The sequence below is a fragment of the Streptomyces sp. NPDC111516 genome, from assembly GCF_055635345.1.
Genome location: NZ_JBVKBV010000007.1, coordinates 85,651 through 111,272, shown reverse-complemented (window position 1 = coordinate 111,272; position 25,622 = coordinate 85,651). Strand labels below are relative to the sequence as shown.

The window sequence follows — 25,622 nt, the reverse complement described above, 5'->3', positions numbered from 1 at the left end:
CGGCCAGTATGGCGCCCATTTTGTGAGCTCCTCTTAGGCGCCGGTGCTGATCAGCTCGTCCGCAGCGGTGTTGCACGGCTGCGGCGTTCCCGTGAGGTCCATCGTGAAGAGCGGGACGCCGAGCCCGTCCGCGCGCACCTCGGCGTCCTTGGCATAGCCCGCGAGAGAGAAGAGCACGCTCCTGACGGACGCGGACAGTGCGTGCAGCCAGAGGCATTCGATCTCGCGCAGCGCGGTCGGGCGGGTGGTGGCGTCGACCTGGGCGAACAGCCCGGTGGCCCGCAGGTCGATCCCCGCGGGGGAGCGCTCCGCAGGCTGTACGACGTCGTGGTAGCCCAGCCACTTCAGATACAGGGCGGCGCCGGCGACGGCGTCGCGTGCCGTACGGATCGGCCGCGGCCGGAACGCCGGCCGGAACGCCGGCCGGGGCGGCGGCGCGGTGCGCGGCAGCGGGATGTGGGACGGCCGGGCGGACCGGGTGCCGTCGGTGGGGGCGAAGGTGCCGTCGTGAGCCGTCACCGGACGGACCGGTATGCGCAGCACCGTCCCGCACGGGCAGCACAGTTCCGGCTGCGGCCACTGGTCGAGGCGCCCGCAGATACGACAGCGCACCGTCACCCAGTCGTCGTTCCAGGTGCGGTGCGTGATCGGTACGACCGGGGCGCCGCGCAGCACGGGCGGGGTGGTCGGCGCACCGCACGGACACGGATAGACCGGCGTGCGGTACGCGTGGACGCGGCGGCAGGCCGGGCAGCGTACCGGCACCGACTCCACCTTGGTCTCCCTCCGGCCCCGGGCGCGCGCTCCGGCGACGGGCCGCCTCGGCGCGCCGGAACCGACCGATACGGGCCGGTTCCGCTCCGTACCCCATGGTCCCCCAGGAGCGAGGTCCTGGGGGACGACTTGGCGTACTTCGCGGACCGGCGAGCGCATCGGTCCGCTGCTCGCGGACGCCCTTGACGGCCGCCGGGTCGCACTTTAGATTGACTTCCGTATAACAGAATCAGTTTTCCGTAATGCGGAATTGGTGCTCTCAGGTGGCGCGACAGAGCCCGACTCCACCAGGTCCGAGCAGGAGCACTCAATGCCTCGAATGACCGCTGCCCGAGCGGCAGTTGAGATCCTCAAGCGCGAAGGCGTCAGCAACGCGTTCGGTGTGCCGGGCGCGGCGATCAACCCCTTCTACGCGGCCCTCAAGGCCTCCGGCGGGGTACATCACACGCTCGCCCGCCATGTCGAGGGCGCCTCCCACATGGCGGAGGGGTACACCCGGGCGCGCCCGGGCAACATCGGCGTCTGCATCGGCACGTCGGGACCGGCCGGCACCGACATGATCACCGGCCTCTACTCCGCGATCGCCGACTCGATCCCGATCCTCTGCATCACCGGCCAGGCGCCGACCGCCGTGCTCCACAAGGAGGACTTCCAGGCGGTCGACATCGCCTCGATCGCGGCGCCCGTCACCAAGGCCGCCACGACCGTCCTCGAAGCCGCCCAGGTCCCGGGCGTCTTCCAGCAGGCCTTCCACCTGATGCGCACCGGCCGCCCCGGCCCGGTCCTCATCGATCTGCCCATCGATGTCCAGCTCACCGAGATCGAGTTCGACCCCGATCTGTACGAGCCGCTGCCGATGCACAAGCCCGCCGCGACCCGTAAGCAGATCGAGCGCGCCCTGGAGATGCTCAACGCCTCCGAGCGCCCGCTGCTCGTCGCGGGCGGCGGCATCATCAACGCCGACGCGTCGGAACTCCTCGTCGAATTCGCCGAGGTGACCGGCGTCCCGGTCGTCCCGACCCTGATGGGCTGGGGCATCATCGCCGACGACCACGAGCTGAACGCGGGCATGGTCGGCCTGCAGACCTCGCACCGCTACGGCAACGCGAACTTCCTGGAGTCCGACTTCGTTCTCGGCATCGGCAACCGCTGGGCCAACCGCCACACCGGCAAGCTGGACGTCTACACCCGGGGCCGCACCTTCGTCCACGTGGACATCGAGCCCACCCAGCTCGGCAAGATCTTCGCCCCCGACCTCGGTATCGCCTCCGACGCCAAGGCGGCGCTGGAGCTGTTCGTCGAGGTGGCACGCGAGCTGAAGGCCGCCGGGAAGCTCAAGGACCGCTCGCAGTGGGCCGCGTCCACCCAGGAGCGCCGGGCCACGCTGCAGCGCCGTACGCACTTCGACAACGTGCCGCTGAAGCCGCAGCGGGTGTACGAGGAGATGAACCGGGCCTTCGGCCCCGAGACCCGGTACGTCACCACGATCGGTCTCTCCCAGATCGCCGGCGCGCAGCTGCTGCACGTCCACCGCCCGCGCCACTGGATCAACTGCGGCCAGGCGGGCCCGCTCGGCTGGACCATCCCGGCCGCGCTGGGCGTCGCCACGGCCGACCCGGACGGCTGCGTCGTCGCGCTCTCCGGCGACTACGACTTCCAGTTCATGCTGGAGGAGCTGGCCGTCGGCGCACAGCACCGCATCCCGTACGTCCACGTCCTGGTGAACAACTCCTACCTGGGGCTGATCCGCCAGGCGCAGCGCAACTTCGACATCGACTTCCAGGTCAACCTGGAGTTCGAGAACCTCAACTCGCCGGAGCTCGGCGTCTACGGCGTCGACCACGTCAAGGTCGTCGAGGGACTGGGCTGCAAGGCGATCCGCGTCACCGAGCCGGACCAGCTCCTGCCGGCCTTCGAGGAGGCCAAGAAGCTGGCCGCGGAGTTCCGGGTCCCGGTGGTCGTCGAGGCCATTCTGGAGCGCGTGACGAACATCGCGATGAGCGGTACGGACATCGCGTCCGTCAACGAGTTCGAGGACATCGCGACGGACCCGTCCCACGCCCCGACCGCGATCCGCCCGCTGACGGCATCCTGACGGCCCGCCGGCCCGACCGTGGCCCCCGTCCCCGACTCCCGGGGGCGGGGGCCACGGTCATGAGGCCGGCCGTCCGGCGTTCGGGGCCGGAACCTTTCGGCGGGGGCCGGAACCCCGGGCGCGGACCGGAACGCGACGAAGGGCGCGGAGTACGGGACCGTATCCGTACTCCGCGCCCTGGCACGGGAAAGCGAAACAGGGGTCGCGGCGGCGGCGATCGGGCCGGAAGCCCTCGTCCCCTTCAGGTCAGGAGACGAGCAGGCCCACCTGCCCCCACCACCGCACTGGCATCGCACAGCCGCCGCGACCTCGTCCTGCCCGCGCCGCATGACATCCCTCATCCGGATTCGCGGCGCGAGCAGGGCTTGTTGGGAGGCTCAGAGCCTGTCGGGTGACCTCTGATCGGGCGGTCACCCGACAGGCTCTCAGTCCTCGCGCAGTGCGCGGACCGCCTCCTCCACGCGCTTGCCGTAGTCGGCGTCGGCGGCGTGGAAGTGGGAGAGGTTCTTCTCGATCACGTCGTCGCGGGTCACCTGGGAGAGGCCCCCGGCGATGTTGGCGACCAGGCGGCCCTTCTCGTCCTCGGACATGAGCCGGTACAGCTCGCCCGCCTGGAAGAAGTCGTCGTCCTTGGTGTGGGCGGGCGCCGCGTGGGTGCCGGTCCAGCCGTGGATCGCCAGCGGGGCGGAGAGCGCCGCGTCGGTCTGGGCGGGGCCGGCGTACGAGTTGGGCTCGTAGTTCTTGTCGTGGCGCGCGCCGTTGCGCGTGGCGTGCAGCCCGTCGCGGCCGTAGTTGTCGACGATCGCGGTGCGCGGCGCGTTCACCGGGAGCTGGGTGTGGTTGACGCCCAGCCGGTAGCGGTGCGCGTCCGCGTAGGCGAACAGCCGGCCCTGGAGCATCTTGTCCGGGGACGGGCCGATGCCGGGCACGAAGTTGTTCGGGGAGAACGCGGCCTGCTCGACCTCGGCGAAGACGTTGTCCGGGTTGCGGTCGAGGACCAGCCGGCCCACCCGCTGCAGCGGATAGTCCGCGTGCGGCCACACCTTGGTCAGGTCGAACGGGTTGAAGCGGTAGTCCGCGGCCTCGGCGGCCGGCATGACCTGCACGTACAGCGTCCAGGACGGGTTCACGCCGCGCTCGATGGCCTGGAGCAGGTCGGTCTGGTGCGAGTTGCCGTCCTTGCCCGCGAGTTCGGCGGCCTGCTCACTGGAGAGGGAGCGCACGCCCTGGTTCGTCTTGAAGTGGTACTTGACGAAGAAGGCCTCGCCCTCGGCGTTCGTCCACTGGTACGTGTGCGAGCCGTAGCCGTTCATGTGACGGTACGAGGCGGGGATGCCGCGGTCGCCCATCAGCCAGGTGACCTGGTGTGTCGCCTCGGGCGCATGGGCCCAGAAGTCCCATACGTTGTCGGGCTCCTGACGGCCCGTGAACGGGTCGCGCTTCTGCGAGTGGATGAAGTCGGGGAACTTGATCGGGTCCTTGATGAAGAACACCGGGGTGTTGTTGCCGACCAGGTCGTAATTTCCCTCGTCCGTATAGAACTTGAGGGCGAAGCCGCGCGGGTCGCGTACGGCGTCCGCGCCGCCCAGCGAGTCGGCGACGGTCGAGAAGCGGATGAACGTCTCGGTGCGCTTGCCGACCTCGGAGAGGAAGCCCGCGCGGGTGAACGCCGTGATGTCATCGGTCACTTCGAAGTAGCCGTACGCGCCGGAGCCGCGGGCGTGGACCACGCGCTCCGGTATGCGCTCCCGGTTGAAGCGGGCCAGCTTCTCCAGCAGGTGCTGGTCCTGGAGGAGGATCGGGCCACCGACGCCGGCGGTGGCGGAATTCTGGTTGTCGGCGACCGGGGCGCCTGACTCGGTCGTAAGCACACGCTGCGTCATGGTGTCGGGGCGACCTTCCGTACGGGAGCTGCTGAGCTGCTGAACTGCGACGGCTCGGGGCTCCAGGAGCGTAAGTACGCCCCGAACCCGACGTCAACAGTTTGTTGAAATTGGGAATCTGGTATTCCGGATGGCGTCGACGCCTGGGCGCGACAGGACAGGTGTCAGCGCCGACGCCATCCGGAAGTCTCTGGTTGCCGGGCCCGGCGGGGCCCGGCCGGTCAGGCCAGGACGGCCTGGACCGAACGGTCAGGCCTGGACCGGCTGACCCGACAGGCGCTCGACCGAGCGCAGCAGTGCCGAGTGGTCCAGGCCGCCGTCGCCCTGGGCACGCAGCGAGGCGACGAGTTGGGCGACCACGGCGCCGACGGGCAGCGCGGCACCGACATTGCGGGCGGCGTCCGTGACGATGCCCATGTCCTTGTGGTGCAGGTCGATCCGGAAGCCGGGCGCGAAGTCCCGCTTCAGGAAGTTGTCCTTCTTACGGGTCAGGACCGTCGAACCGGCCAGTCCACCGCCCAGGACATCCAGCGCGGCGGCGAGGTCGACGCCGGACTTCTCCAGGAAGACGACCGCCTCGGCGCACGCCTGGATGTTGACCGCGACGATCAGCTGATTGGCGGCCTTCACCGTCTGCCCGGAGCCGTGCGGGCCGCACAGCACGATGGTCTTGCCGAGCACCTGGAGGATCGGCTGCGCGGCGTCGAAGTCGGCCTGCTCACCGCCGACCATGATCGACAGCACGGCCTCGATCGCACCGGCCTCACCGCCGGACACCGGGGCGTCCAGCACCCGGATGCCCTTCTCCGCGGCGTTCTTCGCGAGGTCCACGGAGGTCTGCGGGGTGATCGACGACATGTCGATCAGCAGCGCGCCGTGCCTCGCGTTCTCCAGGATGCCGTCGGGGCCGTACGTGATGGCCTCGACCTGCGGGGAGGCGGGCACCATCGTGATGACGACATCGGCGTCCCGGACCGCTTCGGCGATCGAGCTCGCGCCCGTGCCGCCGGCCGCGACCAGCCGGTCGATCTTGTCCTGCTCCAGGGTGTATCCGGTGACGTCGTACCCGGCCTTGATCAGGTTCTCGGACATGGGGGAGCCCATGATGCCGAGACCGATCCACGCAACCTTGGGGAGGTTGTTGCTCATGAGGGTGCCTTCCGATAAGCGTGTGTACGAGGGGGGTGCCCGCCCTCAGCGGGCGGCCCGCGCGGTGGCCGGGAGCCACTCGAAGGCCTCGGCGCTCGGGCGGTCGCCCGGCTTGTACTCCAGGCCGATCCAGCCGTCGTAACCGGCCTTCGTCAGCTCGTCGAGGAGCTGCTCCAGCGGGAGGGAGCCGGTGCCGGGTGCGCCGCGCCCCGGGTTGTCGGCGATCTGGACGTGGCCGGTCTTCCCGGCGTACGCCGTGATGACCCGGCCGAGGTCCTCGCCGTTCATCGACAGGTGGTACAGGTCCAGCAGGAACTTCGCGTTCCCGAGCCCCGTCGCCGCGTTGACCTTGTCGACGATCTCGATGCCGGCCGGTGCGCTCACCAGCGGGTAGCGCGGTGATTCCGGCTTGTTGAGGGTCTCGACCAGCAGGATCGCCCCGATCCGGTCGGCCGCGCGGGCGGCGACGACCAGGTTCTCCAGGGCGAGTTCGTCCTGCACGGCCGGGTCCGCGCCGTCGACGCGGTTGCCGTAGAGCGCGTTGAGCGCCTTGCAGCCGACCGAGGCGGCGAAGTCGGCCGCCACATCGATATTGGCGCGGAAGCGGTCCGACTCCGCGCCGGGCACGGAGAGTGCGCCGCGGTCGGGGCCGGGCAGCTGTCCGGCATAGAAGTTCAGCCCCACCAACTGCGTGCCTGCGTCGTCGAGCGCCTTCTTGAGGGCGTCGAGCTCGGCCTGCGGCGGAGTGGGGGTCTCGATCCAGGGCCACCACAGCTCGACCGCCGTGAAGCCGGCCGCGGCGGCGGCCGCGGGACGCTCCAGGAGCGGGAGTTCCGTGAAGAGGATCGAAAGGTTCACATCGAAGCGCTGGTCCGGGTAGCCCATGAGGGTTCGGCGCTCCTTCCGTAATGCGGAAGTTGGTTTCTACAAAACGGAAGATTGCCCGGAGCTGGGAGAGCTGTCAAGGGGGTGCCCGGAATTCGGGCCGGGTGTCTTCGTGGCGGTTGTGCGAGGTGGAGCCGGAAATGGGACGGTTGCCGAGGGGGTCCGGGCCGGGACAGGGTGGCTGGTGCTACCGGCGCAGCCGTACCCGAAGCAACTGTCCCGACGCCCGTACCCGAAGCCCGCACGCGACGCCATGTGCGCCGCCGGCGCTCGCCCCCCGTACGCCCCCGCACTCGACCCCACACGAGGTGCCTCGCATGAACCACGCCACCAGCCGACGCACCGTCCTCGGAGCCCTGTTCGCCGGTGCCGCCCTGTCCGTGGTCCCCGCGGCGCCCGGCTCGATCCGGCCCCCGGGGGCCGCGCCGGACTCCGCGCCCACGGTGGGGTCGCGCCCGCGCGCCACCGGACAGCTGCTGATCGGCACGTACACCTCGGCCGCGGGCGGCGGCAAGGGCATCGGCACGGCCTCGTACGCCGCCAGCGGGGTGATCTCCGCCGGCCCCGTGATCACCGGCGTCGACAACCCCTCGTATCTGGCCATGCACCCCTCGGGCGCCACCGTCTACGCGGTCGACGAGCAGGAGCGGGGCGGGGTGACGGCAGTCGCGCTCTCACCGGACGGCGCCCACCGGGTGCTCGGAACCCGCAGCACCGGCGGGGCGGGGCCCACCCACCTCTCCGTCCACCCCACGGGAAGGTGGCTGCTCACCGCGAACTACACCTCCGGCAGCGTCGTGGTGCACCCCATCCGCGACGACGGCTCGCTGGGGGAGCGCACCGACCTGGTCACGCATACCGCGCCGCCGCCCGGCCCCGGCCAGGACGGGCCGCACGCCCACCAGGTCATCACCACCCCGGACGGCGGACACATCCTCGCCGTGGACCTCGGCAACGACACCGTGTACACGTACCGGCTCGACGAGGAACGCGGCACCCTCGCCCAGGTCTCCTACGCGGCCCTGCGACCCGGTGCCGGACCGCGGCACATCACATTTCACCCGAGCGGCCGCTTCGCCTACCTGGCCTGCGAGGTCGACAACACCGCCGTCGTCTGCGGCTACGACCCGGCCACCGGCACCCTCTCCCCGGGCGCCCCGCAGTCCACCGGGACCGGCGCCGGTACCAACTACCCCGCGCAATTCCTGGTCACCGGCGACGGGCGCTTCGCCTACCTCGCCAACCGGGGGCACAACAGCCTGACGCGCTACGCCGTCGAGGACGACGGGGCCGCACTGCGGCTGCTCGACGCCGTGCCGGTCGGCGGCGACTTCCCCCGCCAGATCGCCTTCTCACCGGACGGGAAGCTGCTCTTCGCCGCCAACCAGAAGTCGAGCACGGTGACGGTCTTCCGGGTCGACGCGAGGAGCGGCGGCCTGACCCGCACCGGCGACGCCTTCTTCGCCCCGGTGGCCGCGTGCGTGCTCCCGTACCGGGGAACGGGACCGTCCCGGCATTGAGGGTGAGCCGCCTCCCGACGGCCCCGGCGCCCGTCCGTTAGGGTCGGGCCCCGGGCCGCGGGTGCACAGGGACGCGGCGAACGCACCAGGGAGGCACAGTGCGCTTGAGGGTGGAGTTCACCACCGAACCCTTCGATCTCGACGAGGCGCCCGCCCACGCGGTCGTCGCCCGCGAGGTCATCCAGAACGCCGACCTGGACGCCGTGGACGTCGGTCCCTTCGGCAACACCGCGGAGGGCGGCGCGGACGAGGTGCTCACCGCGGTGGACTCCTTGCTGCGTCGCGCCCTGGCATCCGGTGCCACTCGCGTATCGCTCCAGGTCAACGTGATCGAGGAGGGCTCGAAGTGACCGAACCGGCCGACCACCCCCTCGTCACCGCGGTCAAGCCGCTCGTCGACGCCATGGGCGCCGAACTGCTCGGACCCGAGCAGGCGCAACCCGATGACGTCGTGCTGGCCTGGGAGGGCGAAGACGTCATAGCGGTCCGGCTGCCCCAGCTCTCGGATTCGCTCGACCACATCCTGGCCGCCCTGGAGCGCCGGCACGGCATGCCGCTCGCCGAGCTGGACCGCAGGACCAAGCAGTCGGTCGTACGGAACCTGGAGGCACGCGGTGCCTTCTCCGTACGGCACGGCGTGGAGACGGTGGCGGGCGCGCTGGGGGTCAGCCGCTTCACCGTTTACAACTACCTCAACAGGGAAAATGCCGCCAAAGGTGAGTAGTTGAGGAAGTAGGTGAGCGACGGCCGTGGACGGCCGCGCGAGGCCGTCGTCCGGAGCACCGGGCGACGGCCTTTTGCATTCGCGTAATTTCAACAAAGTGTTGACGTGGTGTTGTGGAGGGCGTTAGCTATCCGCAGCCCGACCGACGCGATGCCATGCGACGCACAGCAGAATCAGCCACGGAGGTTCCCGTGACTTCGAGCTCCACGCCGGGCCTGGCCCGGTTCAACACCCTGGCGGACGGCGAGGCCACCACCGCGTTGCACGAGGTGTGTGCCAGTGCGGCTTGGGGAAGAGCGATCCTCTCCCGACGCCCGTACGCCACCGCGGAAGCCCTTCTCTCCACCAGTGACGCCGCCACGGCCGCGCTGACCCCGCAGGATCTGGCCGACGCGATGGCCGGCCACCCACCGATCGGCCGCCCGAAGCCCGGAGACCCGACCTCCTCCCGCGAACAGCGGGGCATGGCCGGCGCCTCCGAGGAACTCAAGGCCGAGATGCTCGAACTGAACCTGGCCTACCAGGAGCGGTTCGGACACGTCTTCCTGATCTGCGCCACCGGAGCCACCGGTGAGCAGATGCGCGACGCGGTGAAGTCCCGGATCGGGAACTCTCCCGAGCAGGAGCGCGGGATCGTACGCACCGAACTGGGCAAGATCAACCGAATCCGGCTCACCGGCCTCGTGCAGGACTTTTCAGAACAAGGAGCGTGACGGTCTTGAGCACCGACACCACCGCATCGGTGTCCACCCACATCCTGGACACCAGTGCCGGCCGCCCCGCCGCAGCCGTCACCGTCTCGCTCGCCGCCCGCAGCGGCGGCGACGCGCAGTACGTGACGCTCGGCGGATCCGCGACCGACGCGGACGGGCGCTGCAAGGACCTGCCGGCCCTGCCGGAAGGCACCACCCATGTGCGGCTCGTATTCGACACCGAGTCGTACTTCACCAGCCAGAAGCAAGCCGAGGCGCAGCAGGACGCCCCCCGCGTAAGGGACAGCGGTGCGTTCTTCCCGGAGGTGGCGATCACGTTCGCCGTCACCCCGGGCGAGCACTATCACGTACCGCTGCTGCTCAACCCGTTCGGCTACTCCGTATACCGAGGGAGCTAGCAGACACATGACCGTCCATTCCCACCAGCCCCGCCCGGTGATCCTCGGCCAGAACCAGTACGGCAAAGCAGAGAACCGCGTCGTCAGGATCACGAGGGACGGCGACACCCACCACATCAAGGACCTGAACGTCTCGGTCGCGCTCTCCGGCGACATGGAAGACGTGCACTACTCGGGCTCCAACGCGAACGTCCTGCCCACGGACACCACCAAGAACACGGTGTTCGCGTTCGCCAAGGAGTACGGCATCGAGTCCGCCGAGCAGTTCGGCATCCACCTCGCCCGCCACTTCGTGACGTCGCAGGAGCCGATCAAGATCGCGCGCATCCGGATCCAGGAGCACTCCTGGGAGCGCATCGCGACCTCGGACAACAACTCGAAGTTCATCGGCTCGGACGAGGTCAATCACTCCTTCGCCCGCAAGGGCCAGGAGCTGCGCACCACGCAGATCACCTTCGACGGTGAGAAGTGGCAGATCATCTCCGGCCTGAAGGGCCTCACGGTCATGAACTCCACCAACGCGGAGTTCTGGGGCTACGTCAAGGACAAGTACACGACGCTCAAGGAAGCGTACGACCGCATCCTGTGCACCGACGTCTCCGCGGCCTGGCGCTACAACTGGACCAGCGACGCCGACCGGATGCCCAACTGGGAGAAGTCGTACGAGCAGGCCAAGAAGCACATCCTGCAGGCCTTCGCCGAGACGTACTCCCTCTCGCTGCAGCAGACCCTGTACCAGATGGGTTCGCGGGTCATCAACAGCCGCAGCGAGATCGACGAGATCCGCTTCTCACTGCCGAACAACCATCACTTCCTGGTGGACCTCGAACCGTTCGGTCTCAAGAACGACAACGAGGTCTACTTCGCGGCGGACCGCCCGTACGGCCTGATCGAGGCCACCGTGCTGCGGGACGGGATCGAGCCGCAGATCCCGGTCGACATGACCAACCTCTGACGCGGCGCTGAGCCGGTCCCCGCCCGCGCACAGTCGGGCGGAGACCGGCCGGACCGGAGGAACTACCATGACACAGCCTGCACTTGGGCGGGCAGAAGCAGAAGGCCCGTGTCCCAACCCACCGGAGACCTCGGTCCACCCGGTGGACGAAATGCTTCGCTCCACGCGGCTCGCACCCGCCGCGCTCCAGCACATCGCCGCCATGTACGCGGGCGTCGTCACCCCTCCGCTCATCATCGGCCAGGCCGTCGGCCTCGACCAGGCGGGCATCGTCCCGCTCGCCGCGCCCGGCTTCTACGCCGGATTCCCGTCCTGGGCACAGACCGTGCTCGGCTCCGGCATCAGCGCCGGAGCGCTCGTCGCGGTCCTGCTCAACCTGTTCTTCCACCATCTCGGCACCCACAGCCGTCCGGCTGTGGCACTCAAATCCTCCTAGGGTCCTGCCGTGCCCACATCGCCGGAAAAGAAGAAGAGGAAGCACCATGGCAGCATCGGCAGCTCCTGAGCACGTGGAACGCATCGTCATCGAGAACTGCTCGATCGCGACCGTCGACGCCGACGACACCGAGTACGCCTCGGGCCATGTCGTCGTCGCGGGCAACCGCATCGAGTCCGTCGGCGCGGGCCGGGCACCCGAGGGCCTGGCGAACGTCGTACGCCGCATCGACGGCACCGGGCATCTGGTCACCCCCGGCCTGATCAACACGCACCACCACTTCTACCAGTGGATCACCCGCGGCCTCGCCACCGACCACAACCTGTTCGACTGGCTGGTCACGCTGTACCCGACGTGGGCGCGCATCGACGAGCCGATGGTCCGTGCCGCCGCGCAGGGCTCCCTCGCCATGATGGTCCGCGGCGGCGTCACCACCGCCATGGACCACCACTACGTCTACCCGCGGGGATCCGGCGATCTGTCCGGCGCCATCATCGGGGCCGCCCGGGACATGGGTGTACGGTTCACCCTCGCCCGCGGCTCCATGGACCGCAGCGTGAAGGACGGCGGGCTGCCGCCGGACTTCGCCGTGGAGACCCTCGACGGCGCGCTCGCCGGCACCGAGGCGACCATCGACACCCACCACGACGCCTCCTTCGACGCGATGACCCAGATCGCCGCCGCACCCTGCTCCCCGTTCTCCATCTCCACCGAACTGCTGCGACAGGGCGCCGAGTTGGCCCGCCGCAAGGGAGTGCGCATGCACACCCACGGCTCGGAGACCGTGGAGGAGGAGAAGTTCTGCCACGAGCTGTTCGGGATGGGCCCGACCGACTACTTCGAGTCGACCGGCTGGCTCGGCGACGATGTATGGATGGCGCACTGCGTCCATATGAACGACTCCGACATCGCGGCCTTCGCCCGCACCGGAACGGGCGTCGCGCACTGCCCCTCGTCCAACGCGCGGCTCGCCGCGGGCATCGCCCGGGTGCCCGACATGCTCGCCGCAGGCGTCCCGGTCGGCCTCGGCGTCGACGGCACCGCCTCCAACGAGTCCGGCGAACTCCACACCGAACTGCGCAACGCCCTCCTCATCAACCGCCTCGGCGCCCACCGAGAAAAGGCCCTGAATGCCCGTCAGGCCCTGCGCCTGGGTACGTACGGCGGCGCGCAGGTACTCGGCCGCGCCGACCAGATCGGCTCCCTGGAGCCCGGCAAGCTCGCCGACCTGGTGCTCTGGAAGCTGGACACCCTCGCCCACGCCTCGATCGCCGACCCGGTGACCGCGCTCGTCTTCGGCGCCGCGGCCCCCGTCACCCTCTCCCTCGTCAACGGCAAGCCCGTCGTCGAGGACAACCACCTGATCACCGCGGACGAGGACGCCATCGCCCGCGCCACCCGGGACGAGGCCCGCCGCCTCGCGCAGATCGCCGCCGGAGCCTGACGCTCCGGGGCACCCCCCGATACCGGCCGGCCGAGGGGGACGGCCCTCGGCCGGCCGCCGTGGACCCGAGCGGGGTTCGCGGCAGCCGGTGCAGGGGGCGCGTACTCGCATGTACGCGCCCCCCGTACCGGTGAAGAAAGCTGCCCGCACCAGCTGCACGACCTGCCCCACCCGTACCAACGCACCACTTGCACCAACGCACCACCTCCCTGACACCCACGTCACCGCAGACGTGTAACCGACCGGAGGAACCGCCGTGGCAGCTACGCCCAGGTTTCAAAGCGACGCAGTCGCAGGACCCGACGCCGACCCCCCGCTCGACCCCGTCACCGAACCGGCATCGGCCGACCGGAAACATCCGGTCGACGAAACGCTCCCCCCTCTGAAGATGTTCACCAGCGGTCTCCAGCACGTGGCCGCGATGTACGCGGGTGTGGTGGCCCCGCCGATGATCGTGGGCCCCGCCGTGGGACTCAGCCCCAAGGAGACCGCCTTCCTGATGGGGGCGAGCCTTTTCACCGCCGGACTGGCCACCCTGCTCCAGACGCTCGGCATCTGGCGCATCGGAGCCCGGTTGCCGTTCGTCAACGGGGTCTCCTTCGCCGGAGTCACCCCGATGGTGGCGATCGGAAAGGACCGCGGGCACGACGGCATCGCCGTCATCTTCGGCGCGATCATCGTCGCCGGGCTGCTCGGCTTCCTGCTCGCCCCGTACTTCTGCAAGCTGGTCCGCTTCTTCCCGCCCGTCGTCACCGGCACCGTGATCACCCTGATCGGCATCTCGCTGCTGCCAGTCGCCTTCAACTGGTCGCAGGGCGGCAACGCCAGGGCCGCCGACTACGGTTCGACGACCAACATCACCATGGCGGCGGTCACGCTGGTGATCGTGCTCGCCCTGCGCAAACTGCTGCGGGGCTTCCTCCAGCAGATCGCGATTCTGCTCGGACTGGTCGCCGGCACGCTGATCGCGATACCGGTCGGCATCACCGACTTCGGCGCCATCAAGGGGGCCGACCTGGTCGGCTTCCCGACACCGTTCCACTTCGGGGCGCCGCAGTTCGAGGCCGCCGCGATCGTCTCCATGTGCATCGTGATGCTGGTCTGCATGACCGAGTCCACCGCGGACATGTTGGCCCTCGGCCGGATCGTGGGCCGTCCGGCGGACGAGCGGACCATCGAGGGCGGCCTGCGCGCCGACACCCTGGGCAGCGCCATCAGCCCGCTCTTCAACGGCTTCATGTGCAGCGCCTTCGCCCAGAACATCGGGCTGGTCGCGATGACCAAGGTCCGCAGCCGCTTCGTGGTGGCTGCCGGCGGCGGAATCCTGATCGTGCTCGGGCTGGTTCCCGTCGCCGCGTCCGTCATCGCGCTCGTGCCGCTGCCCGTCCTCGGGGGCGCGGGCATCGTGCTCTTCGGTTCGGTCGCCGCGAGCGGCATCCAGACGCTGGCGGCCGCCGCGCTGGAGAAGGGCGAGAACGCGCTGATCGTGGCGGCGGCCGTGGGCGTCGGGCTGATCCCGATCGCCGCGCCGGACTTCTACCACGCGCTCCCGAAGGATCTGCTCGTCGTGCTGGACTCCGGGATCTCCACCGGTTGCGTTGTGGCGATCGTGCTCAATCTGGCCTTCAACCACCTCGGCAGGAAGCCGGATCCGGAACCGTCGGAGCAGGGGACGAGCCCGGCGGCCCCGGCCCCGGCGGCCGCACGCTGACGGGCAGAGCCCTGTCCGGTACGGCGCCGTGGCGCGTACGGCGACCCTCACGGGTGCTGCCGTACGCGCCACGGCTGTGACCGGGGTGCGTCAGCCGATGTGGTAGCTGTCGCCGTACACCTTCCAGTCGAGCGACGGGTCCAGGTTCAGATTGCCCTTCTTCAGGAAGACCCGCTGGGCGGTGTCCACCCGGCTGGTGTCCGAGTGGGCCTCCTCCTGCCGCATCGCCCAGACGCGGGCGTCCAGGAAGGCGTTGAGGTACGTCACCTCGTTGCCGCCCTGGGCCGGCGGCTTCGCCTTGGCGAGGGCCCGCTTGCGGATGGAGCTGAAACCGGTGCTGTCGCCGCCGTCACCGTGCATGACGATGGCGTCGTAGTACGCGAACTGGCCCAGCGCGCCGATGCCGTCCGCCTTGCCCTGCTTGACGGCGGGGTTGAAGTAGACCCGGTCCCGCTCAACGTTCTGGGCCTGCTCGAACGCCGAGTCGGAGGCGGCGGTCGCCCAGTCCTTCTTGAAGTTCGGGTCGAGGCCGCTGTGCGAATCGGTGCCGTTGACCTTCCGCAGCGCGGGGAGGTACTTCGCGAGGACGTTGCCCGGCTTGCGCCGGGTGTACAGCTCGACGACCTTCAGCATGTCGCCGGTGCCGGAACAGAAGCCGATGATGCCCGCGGTGTAGCCGCGGCCGTCGTCGATGTCCTCGATGTACTTGTACTGGGCCTTCCAGTCGAGCGAGGAGTTCTCCGCGCTGGAGACCAGCCGCATGGCGATCTCCTTCTTCGCCGGATCGTCGAGCCCGGCGTCGGATCCGCCGTCGGCGGACCGGCCCGCCGAGCATCCGGAGAGCACGGAGACGGCCATGACGGCGGCGGTGACGGCGGCGGTGACGGCGACGGGCAGCGGGCGCGGAACGATCTTCATGTCTCAACCCTGCCAGGTTGCGCGGAATGGCTCTCACCGATTCGGCTGTAGCGTCATGGGTATGGAAGATCAGTCTGTTGTGGATGTCGGCGATGTACGGCTGGCGTATCGGACCTGGGGGGACCCCTTCGGTTCGCCGGTGGTCCTGCTGCACGGCCTCGGCGGTTCCGCCGCGAGCTGGGAGGCGGCCGGGAGCCTGCTCGGCGAGGAGTGGCGGGTGTACGCCCTCGACCTGCGGGGCCACGGCGAGAGCGACTGGCCGGACGAGTACTCCTTCGAGCTGATGCGGGACGACGTACTCGGTTTCCTCGACGAGTGCGAACTCGACCGGGTGGGCCTGGTCGGCCACTCGATGGGCGGCGTCGTCGCGCATCTGCTCGCCCAGGAGCACGCGGACCGGGTGGAGCGGCTGGTGCTGGTGGAGACCCCGCCGCCGTTCCCGAGCGAGCCGAAGCCGGCCGCCGAGCCGGAGGGTCCGGTGGACTACGACTGGGCTGCCGTCGCTCCCATCCGGGCCCAGGTGTCCGACCCCGACCCCGGATGGGCGGCCGGGCTCGGCGAGATCGTCGCGCCGACGCTGCTGATCGCCGGCGGCCCGGAATCCACCATGCCCCAGGGACGCCTGCAGGACATGGCCTCGCTGATCCCGGACTGCCGGCTGATCACGATCGCGGGCGGCCACCGGGTGCATGAGGTCCACCCGGACCAGGTCGCCCAGCAGATCACGGAGTTCTTCACCGGCTGAAGGACCGACGGTACGGTCCTCGGCCCGCGCCCGCCGGGCAACCGCTCACTGTCCTACCCAAGGGCGGCCGACGTGCCCGGCTGTCAGTCAGGGCGGCGGCCGCTCATGGCGACGGCCCGGTCGACCAGCGGGGCGTCGGACGCCACCGGAACCGGCGAGCCGAAGATGCTCTCGGACCGGGGGCGGTGTCGTTCGGCGTCAGCATGGCCAGCGAGACACGCAGGCTCGCCTCGTCCGCCTCGTACTTCTGGCCGGTCGAACGGGCCAGGTCCCAGCCGTGGATCACCAGCTCGTCCAGCACCACCACCGCGGCCACCTCGCCCGGCATGTCGACACCGCCCGCCCTGGTCGTGCCCTGCCGGGCGGCAGGATCGCGCCAGGCCGTCACCAGTTCGTCCAGCAGCGGCGGCAGCGTTTCGCGCCAGTCGTCGGCGAGGACCGGAAGCGCGGCGTCCGGGGCGGTGTCGGTCGTCGGGCCGAAATCCTTCCGCGCCGCGTCGCGGAAGGCCGTGCTCAGCCCGGCCACATGGGCGAGAAGCTCCCGGACCGTGTAGTCGGGACAGGGCGTCGGGCCCGCCAGCTGCTGGTCGTCGATCCCGTCGAGCAGGCCGGCGATCTGCCGGGCCGCGGGCTCCAGATCGATCGTGGGTGTGGTCTTCGTGTGGGTATCCATGCAGTGCAGACCGCTCCGGCGCCCGGAACTCGGGGTGCCGGCAAGAACGCTGTCACCAGCCGCAAACGGCGGTGATGGCCCTGTTCTCGTATAGCTACGACGAACGGACATATAGCGCAGGGTGATGCTCGGGGCTGGACCGGGCGCGAGGGCCAGCGCTACAGCGATTGGCGGTAGCAGCGGTTCCGCTTCGAGGGCGGCTTATCTGGGGTCCACAGCGACGGCCCGTGCAGAAGCCGCAATCCGCTACATGACGGTTGGCCGTTTCCAGGATGGGTGCCCCGGTTTCTGTCGAATCGTCACGCCGTAATACCTCTAAAACCGGCGCTCCGGGAAGCTGTCCTATTTCCGTTTCTCCGTGGTCTGGCCGTGCCCGTGAGGCAGACACAGGTGTAGTCAGCTCCAGTCGCCGTTGATCCACGCGAGCAGGCGGGCGCGCTTCTTGTAGGAGCAAGGAGCGTAGACAGCGCCGGACGTGACGTACGTTTCGGACCTGCCCTGCAGGTCGTACCCGTAGTCGCTGGGGCCGTATTCGCCGTCGCGGTAGCCGTCCATGTCGTCGGCCCAGTCGAGGAGACCGAAGTCAAGGTTGAGGTTCTCGAGGTACCGGTTGGGGTCGGCCGGTTCTACCGGTGTGGGACGACCGTCCGCCCCGGCGGTGAGCCGCTCTTCGAGGCAGCCGTCGGAGCGTACGGGCTGGCCCAGCCACCACCCGGCCAGGAACACGGCGTACAGAGTGGTGGCGGCGCCGAGGCGGCGCAGGGTTATCCAGGCAGGCATCCGGGGAGTGTCCCACGACACGAGGCCGGCGCCCGCGTCGGCGGCCACACCAGGCCACACCATCTCTCTACCGCCAGTGGCCCTCGAACCACGCTCGAATGCGGGGGCGTTCGCTCGTGTCGTTGGTGCAGGCGACGGCGTAGGAGGTGACCGTCTGGGACAGCCTGTCGACGGCGCCCCCACGCGGGTTGTAGGCCGGGTCCGGCGTCGGGTCGAGCGGGAGGGGGGACATCGAGTCATACCGTGACGGGTACGCCGTCGGAGTGGGTGTGGGGGATGGTTCGGTTTCGTACTCCTCGGCGATCCGGTCGAGGGCGGCCTGGTCGACGTGGCATTCGGGGGTGACGGGCTGACCCAGGTACCAGCCCGCAACGAACACGCCGTAGATCGCGGCGGCGGCGCCGAGGCGGCGCGGGGTGACCCAGCGGGGGGTGTTCACCGGCGGCCCCGTTCCAGAACACGGGCGGCAGCCAGGGCCCAGCCCCGCTCTCGCTCGGCCTGCTCCAGCCGCCACGTGGCCCGCTGCACCCGCGCCAACACACGCCGCTCGCGGCGAAACTTCTTCAACCACTCCGTCACCCGCGACAGTCTGCCACCCTCCCCACACCACCCGTAGACGTTCAGGAAGCCGAACGCCGTAGCAGTGATCCCTGCTCGGATACTCCTCGGCCCCAAATCGAGGGTGACCGGCTGCTCCGGGACCGGGGTGTTCTCGTGGCCGCACGCGGTTTGGCGGCCATGTGGCACGGTAGAACCGACTCGGCACGGGAGGGAGCACAGTGATAGGCAAGAAGGTATGGGCGATAGGTGCGGCGACGTTCCTGCTTGGCGCCGGCGCAGCATTCGCGGTGACGGCCGCAGTGGACGACGACCCGAAGGTGACCGTCCAACCGGAGTCCGCGGCTACCTCAGACATCCCGCAGACACGCGAAGGGCTCGTCACCGCGTGGACGGCCGAGCTGAAGAAGGCGGGCAAGACCAGGCCGGATGGCTGGGAGATGCTGACGACGGAGGAGATCCGTGGCCGGTACGTGTCCCAGGTGTACGCCAATGCGCCGGACGCGAAGGACATCGACCCAGGCATGGTCAAGCGGGACTGACCGGCCGGAAGACGAAGAGGCCCCGCAGCCGACCGGCAGCGGGGCCCTCGCGTGTGCGGTGTCTACTTGTTGATCTCGTTGATCACCGCTACAGCATTGCCGCCGTGCTCCGAGCCGAACAGGTCGTCGTTCTTGCGGGTGACGCCGTCATCCTCGGTCTCGTAGTGTGAGTTGGCGCTGATTATCTGCGCTTCGGTCGTGGCGATCGGGCCGCCGGACGCGCCCTTGCCCATGTCGCAGTCGACCTTGACCCGGTCGTCCAGCGGGTTCCAGGGGGACGCGTCCTCGGCGTTGCCGGTGCAGTAGAACTGCTTGAAGCCGTCCATGTCGGTGCGCTTGTAGCCTTCGCCGGGGAACCCGGAGTCGATGACGTCGGAGAAGTCCGACCCAGCGCCGAAGCGGTATCCCATCGCGCCGACCGCGGCCGTCAGAGACGTGTACCCGGACGGAACCGCCACGTTGAACGCTGCCATGTCCGCGTCCTCAAAGTCGCCGTCGGCGGTCCACTCGGTGGGGGCAACCTTCTTCGTCGCCGTCCACTTACCCCACGGCGCGTCATAGCCGTCGGGTGAGCCGGCGTTCTTCTTGAAGCCGGGGATGAACGTGATCTTCTCGTAGAAGCCGTCAGCGCCGCTGCCGTCGCCGGGGTGGATGCAGTGCCCAGCCGTCCACACGGTGTTGCCACTGCGAGAGACGATCGACGCACCGCTACAGCCGTGCTCCTGCCCAGCCTTGTCGATGAACAGAATCTTCCCGACGACGACGGCCGGAACCGACTGCGGGAACGGGACCTCACGGGCTACCGGCATCTCCGGAACGCCGTCCGCCGAGGCGGCGAACCTCGTCTTGCCTGTGGGAAGGATCCGCTGCACTTCGGCCTTCAGGCCCCAGTCGGTTTCCTTCGCCGCGCCCTTGGCCGGCTCGGTCACGGCCTTCGCCTTCCGGGCTAACGCGGCGTTGTCCTTCTGTTCGTTAGCGACAGCCTTCTTGACGCGGGCTGGGGTCCAGAAGTCCCGAACGGATTGCGCATCGTCAACCTGCACGCCGGTCGTCACCGGCGGCAAAACCGGAGAGGGGGATTCAGCGGCCGTGGCGGTCGTCAGGGTCGCGGGGATCAGTGCCATCGCGAGCAGAGCGACCGAAACCGTTCTGCGGCTGCGAGATTCATGCACAGGTGAAGCCTTCCATGATGGGTTGCCATGTCCCTGTCGTGCCGAAGCAGTGAAACAGGACCGTGAGCGCCAACCCATGAACTTCCTGTGAACTTCCTGCGCTTGTCGAAGAGTTGGCTTTATTGAGCAGTAGCGAAGGCGGTTTTCGGCGGTGTCCTTGGACAACGGAGTTAGTCGGAGGGTCTGGTGAGGAAGTTCGCCGAGCCGTTGGGCGTGTCCGGCGATGGTGATCCGGCGGTTGGGCAGGTCGAGGTCGTCCAAGGTGAGGCGTCGGATGGCCGTGGCGCGGGCGGCGTGGACGGCGGCCAGGGCGACGAGCAGCCGTTGCGCCGAGGTGACGGCGATCCGTTGGATGGCGAGGATCTCGGCGTCGGTCATCGGCAGCAGGTTGCGCTGGATCCTCCGACCGTCTGGCCGGGCCTGCTCGACTGTGCCGACGGGCAACTCGTCCGGCTCGGCATCGCCCTGGTCGGCATCCAAGCCATGCCCGGCACCGGACATCTGTGGCCTCCTCCTGGACGACCTCGGCCTGGCCAAAGGCCGGCTCGTCGTCCGCCGCGACGGATGGCGCCGCACCGTCGGACTCGACCGGGTCAGATGCCGCCTTCGGGTACCCACGTCCAGGCGTCGCCGCCGAGTTCGTCGAACGGATCGCCGTCGCTGTCCGGCCAGCCGAGCGCGCCGCTGGCATGCAAGGCGGGTCGGTAGCCGAAGGCTGTGCCGCCGCCGTTGAGCGCGGCCGCGATCTGCTCGATGTAGTCGACAAGGGTGCCGATCTCGAACTCCACGTGCCCCTCATCGCCCCATGCCCCAATCCGCCCGTCTTGGGGATCGAGGAAGAAGCCGGACATGGAGGAGTCGAGGGTGTCGGCGGCGAAGGGGATGAGCCGGTGGTACTCCTCTTCGATGCCCTGATGCACCGGATGCTGCATCGTCACTTCGTTGAGGGGGAACCAGGCGAAGCCGGTGTGGATGCCGGGGCCGGGCAGGAAGAGAGCGGCGGCCCACTGCGCCTCCCAGATGCGGGAAGCGTCGTCGGCTGGTGCGGGCAGCGGTTCCTCGACGTGCGGGTGGTGCCCGAACTGATCCTGGTCGTACCCCCGGCTGCCGTCGTGCAACAGGTAGAGCGCCCTGAGAGCCGGGGGAAGGGGGAAGCCCATCGTGGCCTCCCAGCGCTCGATCCGGTCCGGCGCGGCGGGCGGGTTGAGCATGGCGCGCGAGGCGGGAGCGTGGTGGCCCATCCACATCTCGATCTGCTTCCATGCCCGCTGTACGCGTATGAAGTCGTCGCTGCTGGTCACACCGGGGAGCGTATCGATCGTGGCCGGGGCCGTAGTGAGGCACGAGCGTCCGAGAGCTGAGGGCCAGCCCCTCGGCGGCCGGTGTCTGAGCTAGGAAACCAGGGCCGTGTAGAGCCCGATCCATGTCTTGTAGGCCGCGCGGGTGGCTGTGTTCACGAGTCGTGGGTTCTGGCACAGATCTTGGGGATCCATCACGGAGTGTGACGAGACGCTGTGTCCTCCTGACGCCAAGCCCGGTTAGGGTCAACAGCATGGCTGCCTTTACCCCTGACGCCGAGCCAGACCTCGATTTCCGCCTCGTGACGAACACTTTTGTCACGCTCTTCTGGCGCCGGAACCTGCTGGAGGAGGCGCCGGCATCGAAGGCACCATCCACCAGGCCGTCGCGGTCACCGGCATGAGACGCGCCCGCTACCGCGGCCTGCCCAAGACACACCTCGAACACGCCTTCTCCGCGGTCGCGCTGAACCTGCTCCGTCTCGACGCCTGGTGGAACGGCCACCCGCTCGACCGCACCCGGACCGGGCACCTCGCCCGCCTCGACCTCTGCCTCGCCGCATAGCCCGGAATTGGCCAGCAGGATCGGTGACAGGGTTCTTACCGGCACCCCAACTCATCGTTCAACGCACGACGCGTCCCCGGAGCACGATCCGGCTCGGATGATCCAGGGCGGCCGGGTCCAGGGTCGGGTCGGTGGCGTACGCGACGAGGTCGGCGGGCGCGCCGTCCACGAGACCCGGCAGCCCCAGCCAGGACCTCGCCGTCCAGGACGCCGCGCCCAACGCCGCCTCGGCCGAAAGCCCGGCCCGTAGCAGCCAGGTCATCTCGCCCGCGACGGTCCCGCACGGGAAGGAGTCCGTCCCCGCCAGCACCGTCACATCCGCCTCGTGGGCCGCGCGCACATTGCCGAGCATGGTGTCCCAGCCGGCCAGCCACAGATCACGTCGCACGCCCGGCTCCCGCGCCCGCATCTCGTCCACCCTCGCGCCGAAGACGCTCAGCGTCGGGACGAACGCCGTGCCCTGCGCCGCCATCCGGTCCAGCAGCGCCGGGTCCAGATGCATACCGTGCTCCAGGCTGTCGGCGCCCGCCAGTACGGCATTGCGGGTGCCCTCGGCGGTCTGGCAGTGCACCGCCACCTTGCCGCCGGCCGCGTGCACCGCCTCCACCACCGAGGTCAGCAGCGCGAGCGGTACGGCGGGTTCGTCGGCTGCCCAGTCGCCGATGACCTTGCACCACCCGGACGAAGCCGTCGCCTCCTCCACGGCCGCCCGCGCCAACTCGGCCTCGCTCACATCCCGTCCGAAGCCGGGGAAGAACCGACCGGGCGTGGCCAGCCAGCGCCCCGCCGAGGTCACGCGCGGGAGTTCGGGGTCCTTCTCCACCCAGGCGGGCATCCGCTGCGCGGTGCCCGGGGTGCGCACCGCGAGCACTCCGGCGTCCCGGTGCTCGCCCAACTGCCTGCGCAGCAACTCCTCGTCGAAGGGCGAGCCCGGCTCCGGCGATCCCGGGTGCGTATGCACGTCGACGAGTCCGGGCAGCAGCCAGCCGCCGTCGACGATCGTTTCCGCGTCCCGGCCCGCGAGCCCGCCCGGCGGGTCGCCCGCGCGAAGCACCTCGCCGTCGATCCAGAACACCCGCTCCTCGCGCTCCGGCAGCACGACCCCACGTATGCACAACATCGGCCGACCGTACGTCACATCCCGCACTGCTGCCAACGGATCACCGACGTGGCGGTGGTGGCGGCGACGTGGACTGCCAGGCCGGGCTCAGCCGGTGACGCGGACGGTCTCCACCCACCTCGGGGGCTGCGGGGCGTCCGGGCCGATGAGCGCCGCGACGAGCCGGCACGAGGGGGCCTCGTCCGGCCAGGGCGTACAGCCGTCGGTGAGCACGACGACGATGTTCGGGCGGTCCCGCGCCGCGAGGGCGGCCGCGATGCCCACCCGCATGTCGGTGCCGCCGCCCCCGCCCAGGGTGATCTGCTCGGCGGCCGTCACCCGGGACACACTGTGCACATCGGCGTCGCAGGCCAGCACGGTGACGCGGTTGCCCCGGATGCCTACCTCCCGCAGCACCCCGGTGACCTCCGCGAGGGCCGAGGCGAGCTCCTCGTCACCCATCGACCCCGAGGTGTCGATGACGACGGCGACACGGGGCAGCGGACGGCGCAGGCTGGGCAGCACGACGCCCTGGAGCGCCGCGCTGCGGCGGGACGGGCGACGGTAGGTGTAATCGATCGCTCCCGCGGCCCAGGCGGCGGCCTCCCGGACCGCACCCGCGAGCGCCTGCCGCCAGTCGACCGTGGGCTCCAGGATCCGGTCCGCCCAGCGCTCCCAGCCCGCCGGGAGTGTGCCCCGGCTGCGCCGGTGCGCGCGCATGGCCTCCGCGGTGTGGCGCCGCAGCGCCTCGGCCTCGACCGGACCGAGACGGGTCGGCCCGTCGGCTCCGGTCAGCTCCCAGGGCACCGGTTGACCATGAGCGCCCGACCCGCAGTCGAGCGAGGGAGGGCCCGGCGGCAGACCGGGGAGATACGCCTCGAAGAGCTGCCCGTTCGGCAGCCCGAAGAGCCGGGGCTCCATCCGGCCGGCCGGCAGCGGCAGCCCGTCGGAGATCAGGTCGTCGTTGATCTCGCAGTCCTGGGCCACGTTGAGGCGGTGGTGGTCGCGCTGGTCGGCGGCGGGCAGCCGCTCGGCGCGTCCATGATGGTCGCGCAGCAGATGTGCCACCTCGTGCAGCCACACCGCCGCGAGCTCGGCCACCGGTGTCGCGTCGACGAAGGCGGGTGACACATAGCAGCGCCAGTGCCGGTCCACGCCCATGGTCGGGACCCCGGTGCTCGCCACCACCGTCAGGGCGTAGAGGGCCGACGCCAGGTAGGGGCGGTCGGTCGCCGCCCGGTAGCGGGCGGCGAGCAGCTTGGTCATGTCCAACTGGGGCCGCTCCGGGGCGGTTTCCGGTTCCGGCACCGACGTGCCCGCCTCAGCCGCTCTGCGGCAGCGCGCCGGACAGCTGCAGCAACTCGACGAAGGCGTCGATGCCTTCCGGCACCGGCCAGTCGGTGTCCCGCATCGTCGCCAGATCCACCGCCGCCCTGGCCGCCACATCGGGGACACCCGCGTCGACGGCCTTCGCGAGCACCGTCCAGCCCGCCTCCCAGCGAGGCCTGGTGAGATCGCCCTGGACCGCCGCGACGACCGCGATGAGGAAGGCCAGCTGCCGGTCTCCGCGTTCGGGCAGGGCGAACGCGTCCGGGTTCGCCAGTACGCGGTCGGGGTCGGGCAGGTCGAGATTTTCCAGGTAGGACAGCAACTCGATGCCCGCGCCGTCCCCCACGGCCCCGGTCAGCGCGGCGGCCAGCGCCTCCCGTCCGGCGCCCGCCGCGTACCCGGTGGCGAGCAGCCGCAGCGCCATGTCCCAGGTCCGGGGGGACGGCCAGGCCCGGCCCCGGCTCTCCGCGTCGGCCGGAATGTGATGGACGAGGCCCGGCCGCGCGGTCAGGAAGCCGGAGATCGCACCACGGGCCCGCGCCGCCGAGCCCGGAACTCTGGCTGCGTCGACGACCGGGACCGCCACCTCGGGCCACGTACCGGCCATGCCCCGCGCGACGGTGCGCGGGTCGTGCGTCCACTGGAGGTGCACGAAACGGTTGGCGAGCGGCGGGCTGAGGTGCCAGCCGTCCGCCGCGCTCGACGGCGGATTCGCCGCCGCCACGATGCGTACGGACTCCGGCAACGTCAGACTGCCGACGCGGCGTTCGAGCACGACGCGCAGCAAGGCCGCCTGCACGGCCGGGGGAGCGGAGGACAACTCGTCGAAGAACAGCAGCCCCCGGCCCGTTCGCGCGAGCCGGACCGCCCAGTCCGGCGGGGCCATCGGTACCCCGGTCACGGCCGGGTCGTCACCGACGACCGGCAGTCCGGCGAAGTCGGAGGGTTCGTGCACACTGGCGATGACCGTTTCGAGACCGAGGCCGAGCCCGGCGGCGAGCTGCTCCATGCCGGCCGACTTGCCGATGCCCGGCTCACCCCAGAGCAAGACCGGCTGATTGGCCGTCACCGCGAGTGCAAGTGCCTCCAGTTGAGCGCTGGTGGCGGCTTCGGTCCGCGAGGTCCCGAGCCTGCGATTCAGCTCATCGGCGGCGTCCAGCGGTCCCGGTACGGAGTTGCGGGACGACCGTACGGGCGGCTGTCCCGGTACGGCGGGAGGCGGCGGTACAAGGGGCTGTCCCGGTGTCCCCGGCACG

Annotated in this window: 24 protein-coding genes and 2 pseudogenes; 13 read left to right on the top strand and 13 right to left on the bottom strand. The window is 70.0% G+C overall.

Going from position 1 to position 25,622, the window contains the following annotated elements; genetic code table 11:
- Positions 1–33: 33 nt before the first annotated feature.
- A complete protein-coding gene (locus tag ACZ7L9_RS16140; RefSeq protein WP_471415793.1) occupies positions 34–774 on the bottom strand; it encodes a hypothetical protein in 741 nt (246 codons plus the stop codon).
- Between the two features lie 319 nt (positions 775–1,093).
- Here ACZ7L9_RS16140 and gcl point away from each other — a divergent pair, with 319 nt between their 5' ends.
- Complete coding sequence (gene gcl / locus ACZ7L9_RS16135; RefSeq protein ID WP_471415792.1) at positions 1,094–2,869, top strand: glyoxylate carboligase; 1,776 nt, start codon at positions 1,094–1,096, stop codon at positions 2,867–2,869.
- A 425-nt stretch (positions 2,870–3,294) separates the two neighbouring features.
- On the opposite strand, the gene ACZ7L9_RS16130 is transcribed toward gcl, so the two are convergent.
- From ACZ7L9_RS16130 to ACZ7L9_RS16120, 3 genes are all read right to left on the bottom strand, one after another.
- Entirely contained in the window at positions 3,295–4,752 is a 1,458-nt protein-coding gene (locus tag ACZ7L9_RS16130; RefSeq protein ID WP_471415791.1) for a catalase, read from the bottom strand.
- Positions 4,753–5,001: 249 nt separating this feature from the next.
- Positions 5,002–5,901, bottom strand: a complete 900-nt coding sequence (locus ACZ7L9_RS16125; RefSeq protein ID WP_471415790.1) for a 2-hydroxy-3-oxopropionate reductase — start codon at positions 5,899–5,901, stop codon at positions 5,002–5,004.
- A gap of 45 nt (positions 5,902–5,946) precedes the next feature.
- Positions 5,947–6,786 carry a TIM barrel protein gene (locus ACZ7L9_RS16120; protein WP_471415789.1) on the bottom strand — a complete coding sequence of 280 codons (840 nt, stop codon included), beginning with the start codon at positions 6,784–6,786 and terminating at the stop codon, positions 5,947–5,949.
- 317 nt (positions 6,787–7,103) lie between these two features.
- Between ACZ7L9_RS16120 and ACZ7L9_RS16115 the strand changes: the two genes are divergently transcribed.
- The 9 genes and pseudogenes from ACZ7L9_RS16115 to ACZ7L9_RS16075 all read left to right on the top strand — a co-directional run bounded on the left by ACZ7L9_RS16115 (position 7,104) and on the right by ACZ7L9_RS16075 (position 14,687).
- Entirely contained in the window at positions 7,104–8,306 is a 1,203-nt protein-coding gene (locus ACZ7L9_RS16115; protein WP_471415788.1) for a lactonase family protein, read from the top strand.
- Between the two features lie 98 nt (positions 8,307–8,404).
- Positions 8,405–8,656: a YkoF family thiamine-binding protein gene (locus ACZ7L9_RS16110; protein ID WP_471415787.1), complete on the top strand. Its 252-nt coding sequence runs from the start codon at positions 8,405–8,407 to the stop codon at positions 8,654–8,656.
- Positions 8,653–9,030 (top strand): helix-turn-helix domain-containing protein, encoded by a 378-nt coding sequence (locus ACZ7L9_RS16105; RefSeq protein WP_471415786.1) that lies wholly within the window; start codon positions 8,653–8,655, stop codon positions 9,028–9,030. Before ACZ7L9_RS16110 ends, ACZ7L9_RS16105 begins: the two co-directional genes overlap by 4 nt.
- A gap of 191 nt (positions 9,031–9,221) precedes the next feature.
- Positions 9,222–9,743 carry a 2-oxo-4-hydroxy-4-carboxy-5-ureidoimidazoline decarboxylase gene (gene uraD / locus ACZ7L9_RS16100; RefSeq protein ID WP_471415785.1) on the top strand — a complete coding sequence of 174 codons (522 nt, stop codon included), beginning with the start codon at positions 9,222–9,224 and terminating at the stop codon, positions 9,741–9,743.
- Positions 9,744–9,748: 5 nt separating this feature from the next.
- Positions 9,749–10,141, top strand: a complete 393-nt coding sequence (uraH, locus tag ACZ7L9_RS16095; RefSeq protein WP_471415784.1) for a hydroxyisourate hydrolase — start codon at positions 9,749–9,751, stop codon at positions 10,139–10,141.
- A 7-nt stretch (positions 10,142–10,148) separates the two neighbouring features.
- Positions 10,149–11,096: a factor-independent urate hydroxylase gene (pucL, locus tag ACZ7L9_RS16090; RefSeq protein WP_471415783.1), complete on the top strand. Its 948-nt coding sequence runs from the start codon at positions 10,149–10,151 to the stop codon at positions 11,094–11,096.
- A 232-nt stretch (positions 11,097–11,328) separates the two neighbouring features.
- Positions 11,329–11,532 (top strand): annotated as a pseudogene (locus tag ACZ7L9_RS16085) (purine permease); the annotation flags it as partial.
- Positions 11,533–11,578: 46 nt separating this feature from the next.
- Positions 11,579–12,976, top strand: coding sequence for an 8-oxoguanine deaminase (locus ACZ7L9_RS16080; protein ID WP_471415782.1), 1,398 nt, complete (start codon positions 11,579–11,581; stop codon positions 12,974–12,976).
- A gap of 256 nt (positions 12,977–13,232) precedes the next feature.
- A complete protein-coding gene (locus tag ACZ7L9_RS16075) occupies positions 13,233–14,687 on the top strand; it encodes a nucleobase:cation symporter-2 family protein (protein WP_471415781.1) in 1,455 nt (484 codons plus the stop codon).
- 90 nt (positions 14,688–14,777) lie between these two features.
- Here the strand turns inward: ACZ7L9_RS16075 and ACZ7L9_RS16070 are convergent, their stop codons facing one another.
- A complete protein-coding gene (locus ACZ7L9_RS16070) occupies positions 14,778–15,545 on the bottom strand; it encodes a chitosanase (RefSeq protein WP_471415987.1) in 768 nt (255 codons plus the stop codon).
- 121 nt (positions 15,546–15,666) lie between these two features.
- Between ACZ7L9_RS16070 and ACZ7L9_RS16065 the strand changes: the two genes are divergently transcribed.
- A complete protein-coding gene (locus ACZ7L9_RS16065) occupies positions 15,667–16,350 on the top strand; it encodes an alpha/beta fold hydrolase (protein WP_471415780.1) in 684 nt (227 codons plus the stop codon).
- Positions 16,351–16,433: 83 nt separating this feature from the next.
- Here ACZ7L9_RS16065 and ACZ7L9_RS16060 read toward each other — a convergent pair.
- The 3 genes and pseudogenes from ACZ7L9_RS16060 to ACZ7L9_RS16050 form a co-directional block, all read right to left on the bottom strand.
- Positions 16,434–17,023: pseudogene (locus ACZ7L9_RS16060) on the bottom strand (TIGR03086 family metal-binding protein).
- Between the two features lie 396 nt (positions 17,024–17,419).
- A complete protein-coding gene (locus ACZ7L9_RS16055; RefSeq protein WP_471415779.1) occupies positions 17,420–17,803 on the bottom strand; it encodes a hypothetical protein in 384 nt (127 codons plus the stop codon).
- Between the two features lie 67 nt (positions 17,804–17,870).
- Positions 17,871–18,242, bottom strand: coding sequence for a hypothetical protein (locus tag ACZ7L9_RS16050; RefSeq protein WP_471415778.1), 372 nt, complete (start codon positions 18,240–18,242; stop codon positions 17,871–17,873).
- A gap of 340 nt (positions 18,243–18,582) precedes the next feature.
- Here ACZ7L9_RS16050 and ACZ7L9_RS16045 point away from each other — a divergent pair, with 340 nt between their 5' ends.
- A complete protein-coding gene (locus tag ACZ7L9_RS16045) occupies positions 18,583–18,903 on the top strand; it encodes a hypothetical protein (RefSeq protein WP_471415777.1) in 321 nt (106 codons plus the stop codon).
- 62 nt (positions 18,904–18,965) lie between these two features.
- On the opposite strand, the gene ACZ7L9_RS16040 is transcribed toward ACZ7L9_RS16045, so the two are convergent.
- Entirely contained in the window at positions 18,966–20,576 is a 1,611-nt protein-coding gene (locus ACZ7L9_RS16040) for a trypsin-like serine peptidase (RefSeq protein WP_471415776.1), read from the bottom strand.
- Between the two features lie 92 nt (positions 20,577–20,668).
- Positions 20,669–21,376, bottom strand: a complete 708-nt coding sequence (locus tag ACZ7L9_RS16035) for an SMI1/KNR4 family protein (protein ID WP_471415775.1) — start codon at positions 21,374–21,376, stop codon at positions 20,669–20,671.
- Between the two features lie 325 nt (positions 21,377–21,701).
- On the opposite strand from ACZ7L9_RS16035, the gene ACZ7L9_RS16030 reads away from it, so the two are divergent.
- On the top strand, positions 21,702–21,938 hold the full coding sequence (locus tag ACZ7L9_RS16030; RefSeq protein ID WP_471415986.1) for a transposase: 237 nt from the start codon (positions 21,702–21,704) through the stop codon (positions 21,936–21,938).
- Between the two features lie 58 nt (positions 21,939–21,996).
- On the opposite strand, the gene ACZ7L9_RS16025 is transcribed toward ACZ7L9_RS16030, so the two are convergent.
- From ACZ7L9_RS16025 to ACZ7L9_RS16015, 3 genes are all read right to left on the bottom strand, one after another.
- Positions 21,997–23,058 (bottom strand): amidohydrolase family protein, encoded by a 1,062-nt coding sequence (locus ACZ7L9_RS16025; protein ID WP_471415774.1) that lies wholly within the window; start codon positions 23,056–23,058, stop codon positions 21,997–21,999.
- Between the two features lie 87 nt (positions 23,059–23,145).
- Positions 23,146–24,303, bottom strand: coding sequence for a vWA domain-containing protein (locus ACZ7L9_RS16020; RefSeq protein WP_471415985.1), 1,158 nt, complete (start codon positions 24,301–24,303; stop codon positions 23,146–23,148).
- A gap of 55 nt (positions 24,304–24,358) precedes the next feature.
- Positions 24,359–25,525, bottom strand: coding sequence for a sigma 54-interacting transcriptional regulator (locus tag ACZ7L9_RS16015; protein ID WP_471415984.1), 1,167 nt, complete (start codon positions 25,523–25,525; stop codon positions 24,359–24,361).
- Positions 25,526–25,622 lie beyond the last annotated feature (97 nt).